This is a genomic window from Nonomuraea sp. B5E05, from assembly GCF_039880665.1.
Taxonomy (GTDB): Bacteria; Actinomycetota; Actinomycetes; order Streptosporangiales; family Streptosporangiaceae; genus Nonomuraea.
In genome coordinates this window covers 390,668-405,025 of the sequence record NZ_JBDPMJ010000005.1, presented here as the reverse complement: position 1 = coordinate 405,025, position 14,358 = coordinate 390,668, and the positions used below count along the sequence as shown (strand labels likewise).

The 14,358-nt window shown below is 72.0% G+C and carries 13 protein-coding genes; 4 read left to right on the top strand and 9 right to left on the bottom strand.

Annotation, left to right across the window (positions count from 1 at the left end; genetic code table 11):
- Positions 1 to 70: 70 nt before the first annotated feature.
- Positions 71 to 496 (top strand): MerR family DNA-binding transcriptional regulator, encoded by a 426-nt coding sequence (locus ABGB01_RS12850; RefSeq protein WP_347773489.1) that lies wholly within the window; start codon positions 71 to 73, stop codon positions 494 to 496.
- On the opposite strand, the gene ABGB01_RS12845 is transcribed toward ABGB01_RS12850, so the two are convergent.
- The 5 genes from ABGB01_RS12845 to ABGB01_RS12825 are packed head-to-tail and all read right to left on the bottom strand — an operon-like array spanning position 451 to position 4,453.
- The gene (locus ABGB01_RS12845; protein WP_347773488.1) at positions 451 to 1,377 is read right to left on the bottom strand and encodes a cation diffusion facilitator family transporter; all 927 of its coding nucleotides are present in this window, start codon (positions 1,375 to 1,377) and stop codon (positions 451 to 453) included. The two genes, ABGB01_RS12850 and ABGB01_RS12845, sit on opposite strands and share 46 nt — an antisense overlap.
- A gap of 48 nt (positions 1,378 to 1,425) precedes the next feature.
- Positions 1,426 to 2,532, bottom strand: coding sequence for an SIS domain-containing protein (locus tag ABGB01_RS12840; RefSeq protein WP_347773487.1), 1,107 nt, complete (start codon positions 2,530 to 2,532; stop codon positions 1,426 to 1,428).
- Positions 2,529 to 2,696, bottom strand: coding sequence for a Trm112 family protein (locus ABGB01_RS12835; RefSeq protein ID WP_106236648.1), 168 nt, complete (start codon positions 2,694 to 2,696; stop codon positions 2,529 to 2,531). Before ABGB01_RS12835 ends, ABGB01_RS12840 begins: the two co-directional genes overlap by 4 nt.
- The gene (locus tag ABGB01_RS12830) at positions 2,693 to 4,042 is read right to left on the bottom strand and encodes a phosphomannomutase/phosphoglucomutase (RefSeq protein WP_347773486.1); all 1,350 of its coding nucleotides are present in this window, start codon (positions 4,040 to 4,042) and stop codon (positions 2,693 to 2,695) included. Before ABGB01_RS12830 ends, ABGB01_RS12835 begins: the two co-directional genes overlap by 4 nt.
- 42 nt (positions 4,043 to 4,084) lie before the next feature.
- The gene (locus ABGB01_RS12825) at positions 4,085 to 4,453 is read right to left on the bottom strand and encodes a DUF3499 domain-containing protein (RefSeq protein ID WP_106236645.1); all 369 of its coding nucleotides are present in this window, start codon (positions 4,451 to 4,453) and stop codon (positions 4,085 to 4,087) included.
- 304 nt (positions 4,454 to 4,757) lie between these two features.
- Here ABGB01_RS12825 and ABGB01_RS12820 point away from each other — a divergent pair, with 304 nt between their 5' ends.
- Positions 4,758 to 5,117 carry a metallopeptidase family protein gene (locus tag ABGB01_RS12820; RefSeq protein WP_220447384.1) on the top strand — a complete coding sequence of 120 codons (360 nt, stop codon included), beginning with the start codon at positions 4,758 to 4,760 and terminating at the stop codon, positions 5,115 to 5,117.
- A gap of 54 nt (positions 5,118 to 5,171) precedes the next feature.
- Here the strand turns inward: ABGB01_RS12820 and ABGB01_RS12815 are convergent, their stop codons facing one another.
- From ABGB01_RS12815 to ABGB01_RS12800, 4 genes are all read right to left on the bottom strand, one after another.
- Positions 5,172 to 6,461, bottom strand: a complete 1,290-nt coding sequence (locus ABGB01_RS12815; protein ID WP_347773485.1) for a DUF5719 family protein — start codon at positions 6,459 to 6,461, stop codon at positions 5,172 to 5,174.
- Positions 6,461 to 9,253, bottom strand: a complete 2,793-nt coding sequence (locus ABGB01_RS12810) for a glycosyltransferase family 2 protein (RefSeq protein ID WP_347773484.1) — start codon at positions 9,251 to 9,253, stop codon at positions 6,461 to 6,463. Before ABGB01_RS12810 ends, ABGB01_RS12815 begins: the two co-directional genes overlap by 1 nt.
- A 113-nt stretch (positions 9,254 to 9,366) precedes the next feature.
- Positions 9,367 to 9,627, bottom strand: a complete 261-nt coding sequence (locus tag ABGB01_RS12805) for a WhiB family transcriptional regulator (RefSeq protein ID WP_020546325.1) — start codon at positions 9,625 to 9,627, stop codon at positions 9,367 to 9,369.
- Positions 9,628 to 9,946: 319 nt separating this feature from the next.
- Positions 9,947 to 11,809 carry a hypothetical protein gene (locus tag ABGB01_RS12800; RefSeq protein ID WP_347773483.1) on the bottom strand — a complete coding sequence of 621 codons (1,863 nt, stop codon included), beginning with the start codon at positions 11,807 to 11,809 and terminating at the stop codon, positions 9,947 to 9,949.
- A 181-nt stretch (positions 11,810 to 11,990) separates the two neighbouring features.
- Between ABGB01_RS12800 and cofD the strand changes: the two genes are divergently transcribed.
- Positions 11,991 to 12,929, top strand: a complete 939-nt coding sequence (gene cofD, locus ABGB01_RS12795; RefSeq protein WP_347773482.1) for a 2-phospho-L-lactate transferase — start codon at positions 11,991 to 11,993, stop codon at positions 12,927 to 12,929.
- A complete protein-coding gene (locus ABGB01_RS12790) occupies positions 12,926 to 14,254 on the top strand; it encodes a coenzyme F420-0:L-glutamate ligase (RefSeq protein WP_347773481.1) in 1,329 nt (442 codons plus the stop codon). The genes cofD and ABGB01_RS12790 overlap by 4 nt, the downstream gene beginning before the upstream one ends.
- Positions 14,255 to 14,358 lie beyond the last annotated feature (104 nt).

The following is a 14,358-nucleotide window of genomic DNA, read 5'->3' as shown; positions in this document are numbered from 1 at the left end:
CGACGAGTCTAGGCACCGTTCGTACGACGACGCACGCCGGGAGGGGTGAAACTGACGTAAGAATGTAAGGATGCGCATCACGGAAGCCGCCAAGCGGCTCGGCATGTCCCCGCGGATGCTCCGTTACCGGGAGGCACTCGGCCTGCTGCCCCCTGTGCGGGAGCAGGGGGCGCACCGGCGGTTCGGTCCCGAGGAGCTGGCCGCCGTGGCACAGGGCGTCGAGCTGGAAAAACGGTTCGACGTGTCGCCGGCCGAGCTGGCGTTCGCGCTGCGGGTGCTGAGCGAGCCGGCGGTGGCGGCGGCCGTGCGCGACCTCGGGGTGCGGATCGGGCGCATCCAGGTGCCCCGCAGGGCCCTCGACTTCGAGAAGGAGAAGGCCCTGCGGCTGCTGCGTACGTCCGGCGGCGCCCAGGAAGCGGGCGCGCGGGACCGGTCGAGGCCGGGCGGCGCTCAGGAGGCGGGCGTACGGGACCGGTCGAGGTCGGGCTCGAGGTAAATGACCCTGGCGATCGGCACGGCCGCGCGGATGCGCTGCTCGGCCTCGTCGATGCCGCGCGCCACCTCGCCGGCCGTCTCGTCGTGCGAGACCGCGATCTTGGCGCCCACGAGCAGTTCCTCCGGGCCGAGGTGCAGCGTGCGCATGTGGATGATCCGGTCCACCTCGGGCGCGCTCTCCAGCGCGCGGCGGATCTGATTCTCCACCTCCGGCGAGGCGCCCTCGCCGACCAGCAGCGACTTGGTCTCCACGGCCAGCACGACCGAGATGATGGCGAGCAGGGTGCCGATCATCAGGGTGCCGATGGCATCCCAGACGGGGTTGCCCGTCACCACGGCCATCGTGACGCCGAAGAGAGCGAAGATCAGGCCGAGCAGCGCGCCCAGGTCCTCCAGCAGGATGACCGGCAGCTCTGGCGACTTGGACCTGCGGATGAACGAGACCCACCCCTGACCGCCGCGCACCAGGTTGGCCTCCTTGATGGCCGTCCGGAACGAGAAGATCTCAGCGATGATCGCGAAGATCAGCACGCCGAACGCCCAGGCGGGCGATGTGAGGGGCTCGGCGTGGGTCAGCTTGTGGTAGCCCTCGTACAGCGAAAAGAGCGCGCCGATCGCGAACAGCACCACCGCCACCACGAACGCGTAGAAATAGCGCTCGCGACCGTAGCCGAAAGGGTGTTCCTTGGTGCTGGCGCGGGCCGCACGCTTGCCGCCGACCAGGAGCAGCACCTGGTTGCCCGAGTCGGCGACCGAGTGGATGCCCTCGGCCAGCATCGACGACGACCCGGTGAAGAACGCCGCCACGAACTTGGCCACGGCAATGGACAAGTTAGCGACCAACGCCGCAATGATCGCTTTTGTTCCGCCGCTCGCGCTCACCGGTCTTCTCCACTCATAAGATCAACTACAAAGGCCTGGAAGGGGATCCTATTGCGAAATCCTGGCCTTTAGCTCACTGATCGCCGAGACCGAGCTCGGATCGACGGCGTATCCCAGCGCCAGATAGGTGCTCGCGTAATCGCCGAGCAGGATCAGTGAGGCCATCCGCTCCAGCGGGTGCACGCCCTCCGCCGCCAGCTCGGTCACCGGCACGTCGCGCTCGCGCGCCAGGCGCAGCGACGCCTCGCGCTGGCGTGTCAGCTGGGGATGCTCCTCGACGTCGCGCAGCACGACCAGCCTGAGCGCGAGCGCGGGAGCTTCGGCGAAGATGTCGCGCTCGGCCATCGGCCCGTCGAAGGTCGCGACCTGGCCGTGAGCCGCCTCGGGCAGCTCTCCGAAGATGGCGGGATATTTCGCGTTGGTGTTGAGCTGGCAAGCCAGCCGGTACGCCGCCACCGACGCCGCGGCCGACGAACCCCAGATCACCGGAAGGCTCTCCGCCAGGTCGAGCGCGAGCAACTTGCCCGGATTGACGAACGACTCGCTGGCCGGCCGGCACCGGTGCGCCATCTCCTCCAACGCCGTGGCCACCCGTTCGAACAGGTCCGCGTCGGCCGGAAGCAGCCGCAGCGCGGCGGCCGCCACGATCAGCGGCACGGCCAGCAGCCAGACGTTGACCCTGGACTGCCCGCTCACCGGCACCGGCACGTAGAGCGCCGACGCCTGGGTGGCGATCGCCTCCAGCGGCGAGCCGGGCGCGCCCACGCCCAGCAGCGTGCACCCGCGCCGCACGGCCTGGGTGGCGACGGCCAGCGTCTCCTCGGTGTCGCCCGAGCCGGAGACGGCGATGACCAGGTCGGTGGCGCCGACCCAGCCGGGAAGCTGGTAGGAGCGCAGGGTGATGATCGGCAGCGGCGCGCCGTTGCCGACGGCCGCCGCCATGATGTCACCCGCGATGCCGGAGCCGCCCATGCCCGCGACCACGATGGCGCGCGGGCGCCCCATCTCGGCCAGGCGATCGACACGGGACTCGACGGCGGCGCGGTAGCCGGTGCGTACGTGAGCCGCCGCGGCGGCGACCGCCGGCAACATGCCCCCGGGATCGCCGTCGCTGAGATGCCGCTGGTCGTCGAGCCGCCCCGGCTCCCAGGTCACGGCTTCCTGGCCTCGTCGACCAGCAGAACGGGGATGTCATCCCGGACCGGGTAGATGAGGCCGCAACCGGTGCAGGCCAGCTCTTCGGCCTCGGTCTCGGCGCGCAGGGGCGCCTTGCACGCCGGGCAGGCCAGGATCTCCAGCAGCCAGTCGTCGATCTTCACTCTGACACCTTTCCCACAATGGCGAGGACCTCGTCCCTGATCGCCGTCATCTCGGTCTCGTCGGCCGCCTCGGCGTTCAGCCGGAGCAGCGGCTCGGTGTTGGAGGGCCGCAGGTTGAACCACCAGCCGGATCCCGTCACGGTCAGCCCGTCGAGCTCGTCGAACTCGCCCCGGCCCGCGAACGCCTCCCGCACCCGCCGCAGCGCCTCGTCCTGGTCGGCGACCGCGCTGTTGACCTCGCCGGAGGCGTGATAGCGCGAGTAGGCCGCCACCAGCTCGGACAGCGCCCGCTCCTGCTCGCCGAGCGCGGCCAGCACGTGCATCGCGGCCAGCATGCCCGAATCGGCGAACCAGAAGTCGCGGAAGTAGTAGTGGGCCGAGTGCTCGCCGCCGAACACCGCGCCCGTGCGGGCCATCTCGGCCTTGATGAACGAATGCCCCACCCGCGTCCGCACCGGAACCCCGCCGTGCTCGCGGACGATCTCGGGCACGCCGTGCGACGTGATCAGATTGTGGATGATCGTCGCGCCCGGAGCCTTGGCCAGCTCGCGCACCGCGACCAGCGCGGTCACGGCCGACGGCGAGACGGACTCTCCCCGCTCGTCGATCACCCAGCACCGGTCGGCGTCGCCGTCGAAGGCCAGCCCGAGGTCCGCGCCGCTGTCGACGACCGCCCGCTGCAGGTCGACGAGGTTCTGTGGCTCCAGCGGGTTGGCCTCGTGGTTGGGGAAATCGCCGTCCAGCTCGAAGTAGAGCGGGACCAGCTCGATCGGCAGCCCCTCGAACACGGCGGGAACGGTGTGCCCGCCCATGCCGTTGCCCGCGTCGACGACCACCTTGAGCGGCCTGACGCCCGCCAGGTCGACCAGCGTGCGCAGGTGATGGGCGTAGCCGGGAAGCAGGTCCTTCTCGATCAGCGACCCCGCCGGCGTGGCCGTCACGCCGGCCAGCTCCGCCGCGCGGTCGCGGATCTCCGTCAACCCCGTGTCGCCGCCGATCGGCACCGCGCCGGACCGGCACATCTTCATGCCGTTGTAGCGGGCGGGATTGTGGCTGGCGGTGAACATGACGCCCGGCAGCCCGAGGCTGCCGCTCGCGTAGTAGAGCAGGTCGGTGGAGCCGAGCCCGGCGTGCACCACGTCGGCCCGGCGCGAACGCGCGCCGCGGATGAAGGCCTCGGCCAGCGGCACGGACGACTCGCGCATGTCATGGGCGACCACGACCGACCCGGCGCCCGTCACCTCGACGAAGGCCGCCCCCACGGCCTCGGCGGTCTGCTCGTCGAGCTCGTCGGGAACCACCCCGCGAACGTCGTACGCTTTAAAGATCTTGGCGAAATCGCCCACTCCGCAGCTCCGCCCTTGGTCGTTTCCTCCGTTGAAACGAGCCTACCGGTCGCGGTGCTGCTGGGCCGACCTCAGAACGCGCAGGTGCCCGCGCCTGCCGACCTCGACGCCCTGGCCGACCGGCTCGCCCCCGCCGGACGGCGTGGGCCGCGCCGCCTCCCTGACCGCGTTGGCCAGCGCCTCCAGATCGTCGGAACTGGGCGAGGCGCCGTCCGTCGGCAGCCGCACCACCTCCCAGCCGCGGGGGGCGGTCAGCCGCTCGGCGTGTTCGGCGCACAGGTCATAACAATGTGGCTCCGCGTACGTCGCCAGAGGGCCGAGAACAGCGGTCGAGTCGGCGTATACGTACGTGAGCGTGAAGACGGCAGGCTGGCTGCAGGCGGTGCGGGAACAGCGGCGGACGGGGCTCACGGAGGGACCGTATCTGGTAAGAGTGCGAGGCGCCACTATCTGAGCACTCTTAACGAGCGTGTCGCCACAATTCGGACACCTGTCGCAGCCTTTCCACCGATTTCCCCGCCAGGGACCCGGTCTTCGAGCCCGAACATTCCCCGCGTTCCCGGGCAGAACAGTCCTACTGAAGAGGTGACGCCGCTCCCCGGAAGCGCCCGTACGCCCCCGTACACTTGATCCCGTGACTCACAGGCGCGGTCCCAGGCGGCGCGATCGCCACGGTCGGGGTCTCCGCGGCCCGCTCGCCCCCTCCCACGTCCCCATGGCCAAATCCCGCAGCGAGCGCTTCGACGACCTCGTGCTCGACGCGGTCGACCGGCTCAGGCCCCGGTGGGAGCGCCAGTTGTCGGCGGTGGAGTTCGCGGTGGAGGAGGTGCCGCCGCTGAGCGAGCTGGGCGACGGGCCGCAGCTGAGCTCCGACCCGATCCCGTTCGGCCGCGCCGACGCGGCCGCCGGCCCCAACCCCGCCTCGATCGTGGTCTACCGGCGTCCGCTGGAGGCACGGGCCCGCGACCGCGACACGCTGGGAGCCATGGTGCACGACACCGTCGTGGAGCAGGTGGCCACCCTGCTCGGCCTGGCCCCAGAGACCGTCGACCCGGGCTACGACGACCGCGGTTGAGGCCTGCGGGGCTTCGGCGCTCCAGGGCTCAGAGGGCTCACGAGGCTCGGAGGTTCAAGGCACCACCACGCGGGAGGTGTCGGTGAGGGGCGGAAGGAGCGTCCACATGCGGGCGGGAGACAGCGGCTGGGCCGTGAGCAGCACCCCACTCTTCAGGCGTTCCTCCACCACGCGTCCTCCGTAGACCTCCCCCGACACGGGCGTGACCACCACGGCGAAGTTCCCCTCCGCCGTGAGCTTGACGTTCTTCGTCCGCCCCGCCGGCACCTCCACGTCGAAGGCCTTGCCCTCGGGCACGGTTCGCACCCGCACCTTGCCGGGCCCGCCGAGCGCTGTGAGGACCAGGCGGGAGCCCGCGCGGTTGCCGGCCACCGCGCTGCCCAGGTCCAGTGAGGACGTGCCCGCGGTGAAGGCGACGTCGGAGCGGCCGCCGGTGCCCGTGGCGACGAGCCCGGCCACGATCGGCACGGGCGAGGTGAGGACGAGGGCGCCCGAGGAGCCGCCGAGCCCGGTGGTGACGTCGAGGGCGACCACGCCGCCGGCCGGCACGTCGAGGGTTTCGCGGCCCTTCATCGCGTACTCCGCGTCCTCGCTCACCGCCTTGAGCCGCACGACGGCGTCGGTCTCGCCGGGGGCGGCGACGAGGAGCTCCCTGCGACCGCCGCCGCCGGGAATGCCGGGGACGACCACGCGCGTCGCGGGAGGTGCGGCGGCGGGGAGCCAGTCGACGCCGCCGGTGTCGAGGGTGGTCCTGGCGGCGACGGCGACGCGGCCGAAGACGGTGGTGACGCTCACGGCCATGATGTCGGCCGAGGGGGCGAGCGTCTTGAGGTCGATCTCCGTGTGCTCGCCGGGCGCGATCTCCAGCCCGATCCCCTTGTCGCCGGAGACGAGCCCTTCCGCCGCGTGGACCTGGACGTCGGCGAGCGCGGGCGCCTTGTCGGCGTTGGTGAGACGGAGGCGTACGTCGGCGTCGGCGGGCCCGGGGCCGACCAGCCAGGTCTCCCGGCCGGGCTCGGTGCAGCGCACTCCGGCCAGCCCCCGCCCGCCGCCCTTGGTGACGCGGGTGAGGTAGCCGGCCTCGATCGCGCCGGGGCCCTTCGTCACGTACGGCTCGGCGTCCATCTTCTCCCGGTTGAGCGTGTCGGGCAGGTAGACGTTGACGTGCTCGCCCTTCGTGCCGGGGCAGACGGCGGTGACCGACTCGACGGCCACCTTCCGCGGTCCCTCGGGTGGGGGCGGCAGGGGTGCGGGCCTGGTGACGTACGCGACGCCGTACATGGCGGCGAGGGCGACGACGACCAGCGCCAGCAGGCCGAACCTGTTCTCCACGAACGCCTTCATCACGCACCCGCCAGTGCCACGGCCGGCGACTCGACTCCGTCGGGCGAGCGCCGCCCCGGCGCGGCCATGACCACCGCTGCCAGCACCAGCGCCGCTTGTGCCCACAACCATGGCGTGTGCAGGGCGCTGTCCGGCCGGGCGGGCACCCGGGTGACCGGCTCGGTCAGGCGCCACAGCCCGCCCGCGTCCGACAGGCTCATGCGCTGCAGCGACGGCTGGGAGTCGAGCCTTCTGACCAGGTCAGGGGAGACGGGGGGCGCCACCGCGACCATGGCGATGCCGTGCCGGGCGAGCGTGGCCGCGTCGCCGCCGCGCCCGCCTGCCAGGCCCTGGGCGGCCGCCCGCACCTGGGTGCGGGCGTCGGACGCGACGGGCAGCTCCGCCTCGCCGATCAGCGGGGTGCGGGCGTGCAGCACCGTGAACGCGGAGCCCTCGATCACGAGGGTGCGCTCGCCGTTCTTGGAGTAGGTCGTGGCCAGCGCGGGCAGCACGTCGGGCGCGTCGCCCACGAGCGGCCCGCGTACGCCGCCCGCCACCCAGAAACCCGCGGCCAGCAGCGGCGTGCTGAACGCGACCGCCACCACCGCCGTCGCGCCCAGCTTGCGCAGCCCGCCTCCGGCGCGCAGTCCGGCCAGCCGGTGGGCGGTCAGTCCCACGAGGACCAGCAGGCCGGTGCCCGCGAACGCCAGCGGCACCCCCGGCCAGGCCCGCGCTCCTTCGACGGTGACGCGGCTGACCAGGATGGCGGCCAGCATCCCGTACAGGGCGACGCCCCAGCCGATCGCGACGATCATGCGCTGGCGGCGCATGAGGAGTGCGGCGAGCGCGGCCGTGATCAGGCCGGCCGTCACCCAGAACGGCGGCAGCCCAGGCCCGCCCGGGCTGAGCGCGAGCAGCGACTCGGGAGCGAGCACGGGGTCGGCCAGGGCGGGATCGTGCAGCCCGGCCTCCAGGAGGATCTTGCCCGGGTCGGCCGCCAGGGTCGCCAGCCAGGGGAACAGCAGCGCCACCGGCACCGCGAGGGCGATGACCATCGAGGTCACGACGCCGCGCCGCACACCGCCGAAGGCGACCGCCGCGAGCACGCCGAGGACCGCGAAGAGCGGGTAGACCAGCGGGACGAACGCCGTGCCCACGGCGAGCAGCAGCCCGAGGCCCCAGGCGGCGCGGCGGGCGCGGCGGCGCTCGCCGGACAGCAGCACCGTGCCGAACGACGTGTAGAGGGGCAGGAGCACGAACACCACGGCCGTGCCCAGCCGCCCGGCCGCGATCGCGCCGGTCGCGACGGGCAGCAGCGCGTACGTCCCCGCAGCCCAGGCCCGTGCGGGCACCGCCGGGATGATGTGCCGGGTGGCCAGGTACGCCGAGGCGCCGGCCAGCGGCACCGAGCCGAGCAGCAGCACCGAGACGGCCAGCCACGTCTTGCCGAGCGCGAGCGTGGACAGGGCGGCGAGCACGGCGACGTACGGGGGCGCCCAGGCGTCCGAGCCGAGCCCGACGTCGTGGAAGCCCTCGGTGTAGAACGCCCACAGGTCGCTCGCGCCGCCCGTGACCGGGACCAGCGCGCCGCCGCCAAGCCGCTCGCCGCCGAGCAGGGAACGCTCGGCGACCAGCGAGACGGCGGTCAGCGCGAGCAGGAGGACGACGCCGGGGCGGCTGAGGAAACGTTTGACCGCGCCGGTGTCGGGCGGCGGGATCTCGTCGTCCTCCTCCGCGGACGAGTGGTGGTGGCGGCCGGCGGAGTCGACGGGGGCCTCGCCGGCGAGGAAACTCTGGATCATGTCGGTGAGCCGCCGCCAGGGCGCTCCTCGAGGGGTCATCAACCGCTTTATGCGGATATATCCCTTTTTGCGGCCGTTACGGCGGGCACGGCGCGCCCTGAGCAGCCGGAACGGGTGCACCAGGATCGACCCCATGGCCACCATCTCGTCCAGCGCGTTCGCGGGCTGCTTGCTGACGATGAACAGCAGCGTGCGGAAGGCCGAGCCGACCACGTTCCGCAGCAGCGCCCAGAGCATCGCGCCGAACGGCAGGTTGGCCATCACTACGAAGATGGCGTTACGCCTGTCCAGCCTGCGCGGATGGTCCCCGCTGACCGTGATGCGCCGCCGCCTGCGCGCCGCCGCCTCGGCGTGCCAGGCCACGGCGGAGGTGACGTTCAGCACCCTGTGCCCGGCGTTGCGCACCCGCCAGCACAGGTCGAGATCGTCGCGGAACAGCGGGAAGAACGGGTCGAGCCCGCCCACCTGCTCCCACACGTCGCGGCGGATCAGCATCCCGGCCGTGGACACCGCCAGCACGTCGTGCGTCCCGTCGTGCTGCCCCTGGTCGAACTCTCGTGGTTCGAGCCCGGTGTCCCTGCGCCCGGTGCGCCCCACCGTCACGCCCACTTCGAGCAGCAGCCTGCGGTCGAGCCAGTCGCGCAGCTTCGGGCCGAGCACGGCCGCCTTGGGATGCTGCTCCGCGGCGGCGAGCAGCGCCTCGAGCGCCCGCCGGTCGGGGGCGCAGTCGTCGTGGAGCAGCCAGATCCACTCATCGGGACCCGCGGAGGGCAACCTCTCCAGCGCCGCCGCCACGGACTCGCCGAAACCGGTGGAACGGGGCAGGGAGATCAGGTTGCCGCGGCCGAGCGTCCGGGCGAGCAGGTCGACGGAGCCGTCCCTGCTGCCGTTGTCGACGCCCGCCACGCGGTCGGGTCTGCGGCTCTGGCCGGCCAGAGCCCGCAGCGTCTCCCCAAGCCAGCGCCCGCCGTCGTGAGCGACGACGATCGCGGTGACGTAGGGACGTGCCATGGGCGGGTGACTCCTGGGAGTTGATCAGGCGGGCCCACCTTACCGGCGAACCCCTCCAGGAGATGCGAAAAAGGGCCACACGGCAGCCCGCGTGACCCCCTCGCCCATATCTCTCAAACGGCCTGGCGTTTGATCCGTCTGCGCTCCCGCTCGGACAGCCCACCCCAGATGCCGAACCGCTCATCGTGCTCGAGTGCGTATTCCAGGCACTCGGCACGGACCTCGCACGATCGGCAGACCTTCTTGGCCTCTCGGGTGGAGCCGCCCTTCTCCGGGAAGAACGCCTCCGGATCAGTCTGCGCGCACAATGCGCGCTCCTGCCATCCGAGTTCTTCAGCGTCAAGCTGATCCTGTGCGATGACCGGATCGGTCACTGCACACCTCCCTGCCGCCCGCCCGCAATGGAGCCCCCCATGGACGCCTTCCTTACTACCCACCCACTGGAAGGCGTAACAACATGGTTGTAATTACACGCGCGTGCCGCACGTGGCGTCAAGCGGCATGCAGGTATCCGGGGAAAGACCAGACCTCGCCCCGGTGTGCTTGGCATGTGATGTTCGCACCCGGCCGACACCCATGTGTGCGCGGCGTCAGCCAGGCTTGTTCAACGCTGTCAGCGGTCCGAACCGTACCAGGGCGGGATAGACGGCCGCCCGTGGCCCACCTTCTCTCTAGCCGTTCATTGCCGGTCCGTTACCTGCGTGGCTCATTGGGGGTGTATATGGCTGTCGGGTCGATCGGGTCGTCCCCAGGACGGCGCTGGTCGCCGCCGAAGGGGTCCGGCCCGAACGACGGGTCGAGCCGCATCGTCGCGTCCCCGGCCGGGACCTGGTGAGAGGGCTGGTACTGGCCCTGCTGCGGCTCGTACCCGCCGCCCTGCTGCTGAGAGGGCTGCTGAGAGGGCTGCTGATGGGGCTGCTGATGGGGCTGCTGGGGGTGGCCGAACGGATCGTCGTACGGCCGGGGCGGCTGGCCCGTGTAGTCGGGCACGCGCAGCTCGGGCTGGGTGCCCGGCAAGGAGTGCTGGTAGGTGTCCGCCTGCTGGTAGGCGTCCATGAGCTGCTGCGAACGGGGGTCGACGGGCGGCTCCTGGTACGCCTGGGGGGTGGCGTACTCCTGGCCGGAGAATCCCGTGAACGGCTGGCCGCCCTGCTGCTGGTCCGCCTGCTGCGGGTCGAACGCGCTCTGGCCGAAGTACGGCTGCTGGCCGTCAGCCGCGGGATGCGGGACGTTCGGGCTGGTGTCACCCGGAGGGTAGGCCTGCTCGGCGGGGGCGAAGGCGCTGGGGGCGGCGTCCGGCGGCGCGTAGGGGTTCTGCTGATCGGCGGGTGGGGCGTAGGGGTTCTGCTGGTCCGGGGACGGAGCGTAGGGGTTCTGCTGGTCGGCCGGGGGGGCGTACGGGTTCTGGCTGGGCTGGTTGTGGATGTTGGGCTGGCTGTCCGCGGGGACGTACGGGGCCGGCTGGTACTCGGCGGGCGGAGCGGCGTACTCCTGGCCCGCGGGGGCCGTGTCGGCGGGGGTGTAGGCCGACTGGCCGAAGCTCTGCGGCGCGAAGGCCTGGTCCGGCTGCTGCTGGTCCGAAGGGGCGGCGGGCAGCGCGCCCCTGATCTGTGGCTGGGGCTGGGCCTGCTGGGGGTCAGGGCCGTACTGCTGGTTGTCGGCCGGGGGCGCGTAGCCGGGCTGCTCGGGCTGGCCGCCGTGGCCGGGCTGCTGGCCGTAGCCGGGCTGCTGACCGGATGGAGGCTGCTGGCCGTAACCGGGCAGCTGACCCGACGGGGACTGCGGGCCGTAGCCAGGCTGACCGGACGGCGGTTGCTGGCCGAAACCGGGCTGCTGACCCGACGGGGGTTGCGGGCCGTAACCAGGCTGACCGGACGGAGGCTGCTGACCGTAGCCGGACTCCGGCTGGCCGTACGCGCCGGAGGGCTGCTCCTGGCCATAACCGGGCTGCTGGCCGAACGCGGCCGGCTGCCCCTGCTGCCCGAAACCGGGCTGACCGGGCTGACCGGGCTGACCGGGCTGACCGGGGCCAGGCTGGCCGGGCTGGCCGTAGCCGGGGGCGGGCTGCTGCTGGCCGTAGTAAGGGGGCTGCTGGCCGAACTGGGGCTGGTGGTAGACCTGCGCGGCGGGACGGTCGGGGACGACCTGCGGGAGCAGGTAGACGAGCGCGATGGCGGTCAGCGCGAGCGCGGGCGCGCCCAGCAGCACGAGCTCGAACGCGGACCGGGCGCCGTCGCCGGTGAACACGCCGAGGACGAGCGAGAGCATGCCGCCCACCGCGGCCATCGCCAGCCCGGCCACCGCGGCGTACGCGACGGGCTTGGCCTTGGGCGACGGCTCGCCGACCTTGGTGAGGAGCAGCACGGACCCCACGAACAACGCCACCACGTACGGGCTCGTCATGTCCAGGGTGTTCCAGGAAGCACGTTCCATGATGGTCGTGTCGGGATCCCCGACCAGGACACGACCGAACCTCACCAGGACGTACATCAGTCCTAGGACGACCATGGCCCACGCGGCCGGCTCCCTCAGCCGGGCGACGTCAAATTTGCTCACAACTACCCCCATCGGACCCTTTAGCCCGAAGGGAGTTTGCCACATCACTGACGGGGCTCGCGGGCGTCCCAGAAACCTCTTCCATCCCAATTCTACAAATATCACCATGTACAGGGGTTTCGGCACGGCCAAACCCGGTCCCGGGGCGGGCCTGTCAGAGCCCGGTGGAAGACTGGGCCACATGCACATCGTGTCCCTCGCCGGAGGCATCGGCGGCGCCCGTTTCCTGCGCGGCCTGCGCGCCACCGAGCCAGACGCCTCGATCACCGTCATCGGCAACACGGGTGACGACATCACCCTGTTCGGCCTGCGGGTCTGCCCCGACCTCGACACTGTGATGTACACCCTGGGCGGCGGCATCGACGAGGAACAGGGCTGGGGCCGGGCCAAGGAGACCCACGTCGTCAAGGAGGAGCTGGCCGCCTACGGCGTCGAGCCGCAGTGGTTCGGGCTGGGCGACCGCGACTTCGCCACCCACATCGTGCGCTCGCAGATGCTGGAGGCGGGCTATCCGCTCTCGCAGATCACGCAGGCGCTGTGCACGCGCTGGCAGCCCGGCGTGCGCCTGCTGCCGATGACCGACGACCGCTGCGAGACCCACGTCGTGATCGAGGACGACCGCGGCAAGCGCGCCGTGCACTTCCAGGAGTGGTGGGTACGCCTGCGCGCCTCGGTGCCCGCCGAGTCGTTCGCGCTGGTGGGGGCCGACACCGCGAAGCCCGCGCCCGGCGTGCTGGAGGCCGTCGAGCAGGCCGACGTGGTCATCCTGCCGCCGTCCAACCCCGTGGTGAGCATCGGCACGATCCTGCAGGTCCCAGGCATCCGCGAGGCCCTGCTCCCCAAGACCGTGGTCGGCGTCTCGCCGATCATCGGCGGCGCGCCGGTCAGGGGCATGGCCGACGCCTGCCTGACGGCCATCGGGGTGGAGACGACCGCGCAGGCCGTCCTGGAGCTGTACGGCTCCGATCTCGTCGACGGCTGGCTGGTGGCGGAGGAGGATCACGCGGTCGCCCTCGACGGCGTCAGGGTGGTCGCCAGGCCGATCCTCATGCACGACACCGACGCCGCCGCCGGCATCGCCCGCACCGCACTCGACCTCGCCCTGGAGCTCGCCCGATGACCGCGTCCCAGTCCTCGTCGCCCGCGACCGCCTCCCACCAGCCGGCGACTCCCGACCCCGCGCGGCGGATCGAGGTGATCGCGGTCACGGGCATCGGCGAGGTGCGGCCGGGCGACGACGTGGCGGCCCTGCTCAAGGACGCCGGGCTGCGTGACGGCGACATCGTGGTCGTCACCTCGAAGATCGTGAGCAAGGCGGAGGGCAGGGTGCGGCAGGCGCCCGACCGCGCCCAGGCGATCGAGGACGAGACCGAGCGCGTGGTGGCCCGGCGCGGCGACACCGTGATCTCGCAGACCCGCCACGGCTTCGTCATGGCCGCCGCCGGCGTCGACGCCTCCAACACCGAGCCCGGCACCGTGCTGCTCCTGCCCGCCGATCCCGACGCGTCGGCCAGGCGCATCAGGGCCGGCCTGAGCGAGCGCGCCGGGGTGATCGTCTCCGACACGTTCGGCCGGCCGTGGCGCAACGGCCTCACCGACGTGGCCATCGGGGCGGCGGGCCTGCGACCGCTCGACGACTTCCGGGGCGCGTCCGACGGCTACGGCAACGAGCTCAGCGCGACGGTCACGGCGCTGGCCGACGAGATCGCGGGCGCGGCCGAGCTGGTCAAGGGCAAGCTCGACGGGGTTCCCGTGGCGATCGTGCGCGGGCTGTCCCACCTGGTCACCGACGACGACGGGCCGGGCGTCAGGCCTCTCGTGCGGGCGGCCGACGAAGACCTGTTCCGCTACGGGTCGCGTGACGTGGTGTTCGCCCGCAGGACGATCAGGGAGTTCGCCGACCGGCCCGTCGACCCCGCGGCCGTGCGCAGGGCGGTGGCGGCGGGCATCGCGGCACCGGCGCCGCACCACACGACCCCGTGGAGGTTCGTGCTGGTCGAGTCGCCCGAGACGAGGACGAAACTGCTCGACGCGATGCGCGAGGCGTGGATCCGTGATCTGCGCGGCGACGGGTTCACCGAGCAGTCGATCGCCAAGCGGATCAAGCGTGGCGACGTGCTGCGCAACGCGCCCTATCTGGTGGTGCCGTGCCTGGTGATGGAGGGCTCCCATACTTACCGCGACGAGCGGCGCAACGCCTCAGAGCGGGAGATGTTCGTCGTGGCGACGGGCGCCGGGGTGGAGAACTTCCTGATCCAGCTCGCCGTCGAGGGGCTCGGGTCGGCGTGGGTGTCGTCCACGATGTTCTGCCGGCCGGTCGTGCGCGAGGTGCTCGGCCTGCCCGGGTCGTGGGATCCGATGGGCTGCGTGGCCGTCGGGCACGCGGCCGCGCCGCCGCGCGAGCGGGCGCCGCGCGACCCTGACGATTTCATCGTCACGCGTTGACCGGGTGACGGAACTCCAGTCAGCCGGGCATTTACCGTTAGGAAAGTTTCCTTTACATTCGGCTCATCCCCACGGCGTGAAGGGGGCGTCCCGCGCCCCCTTCA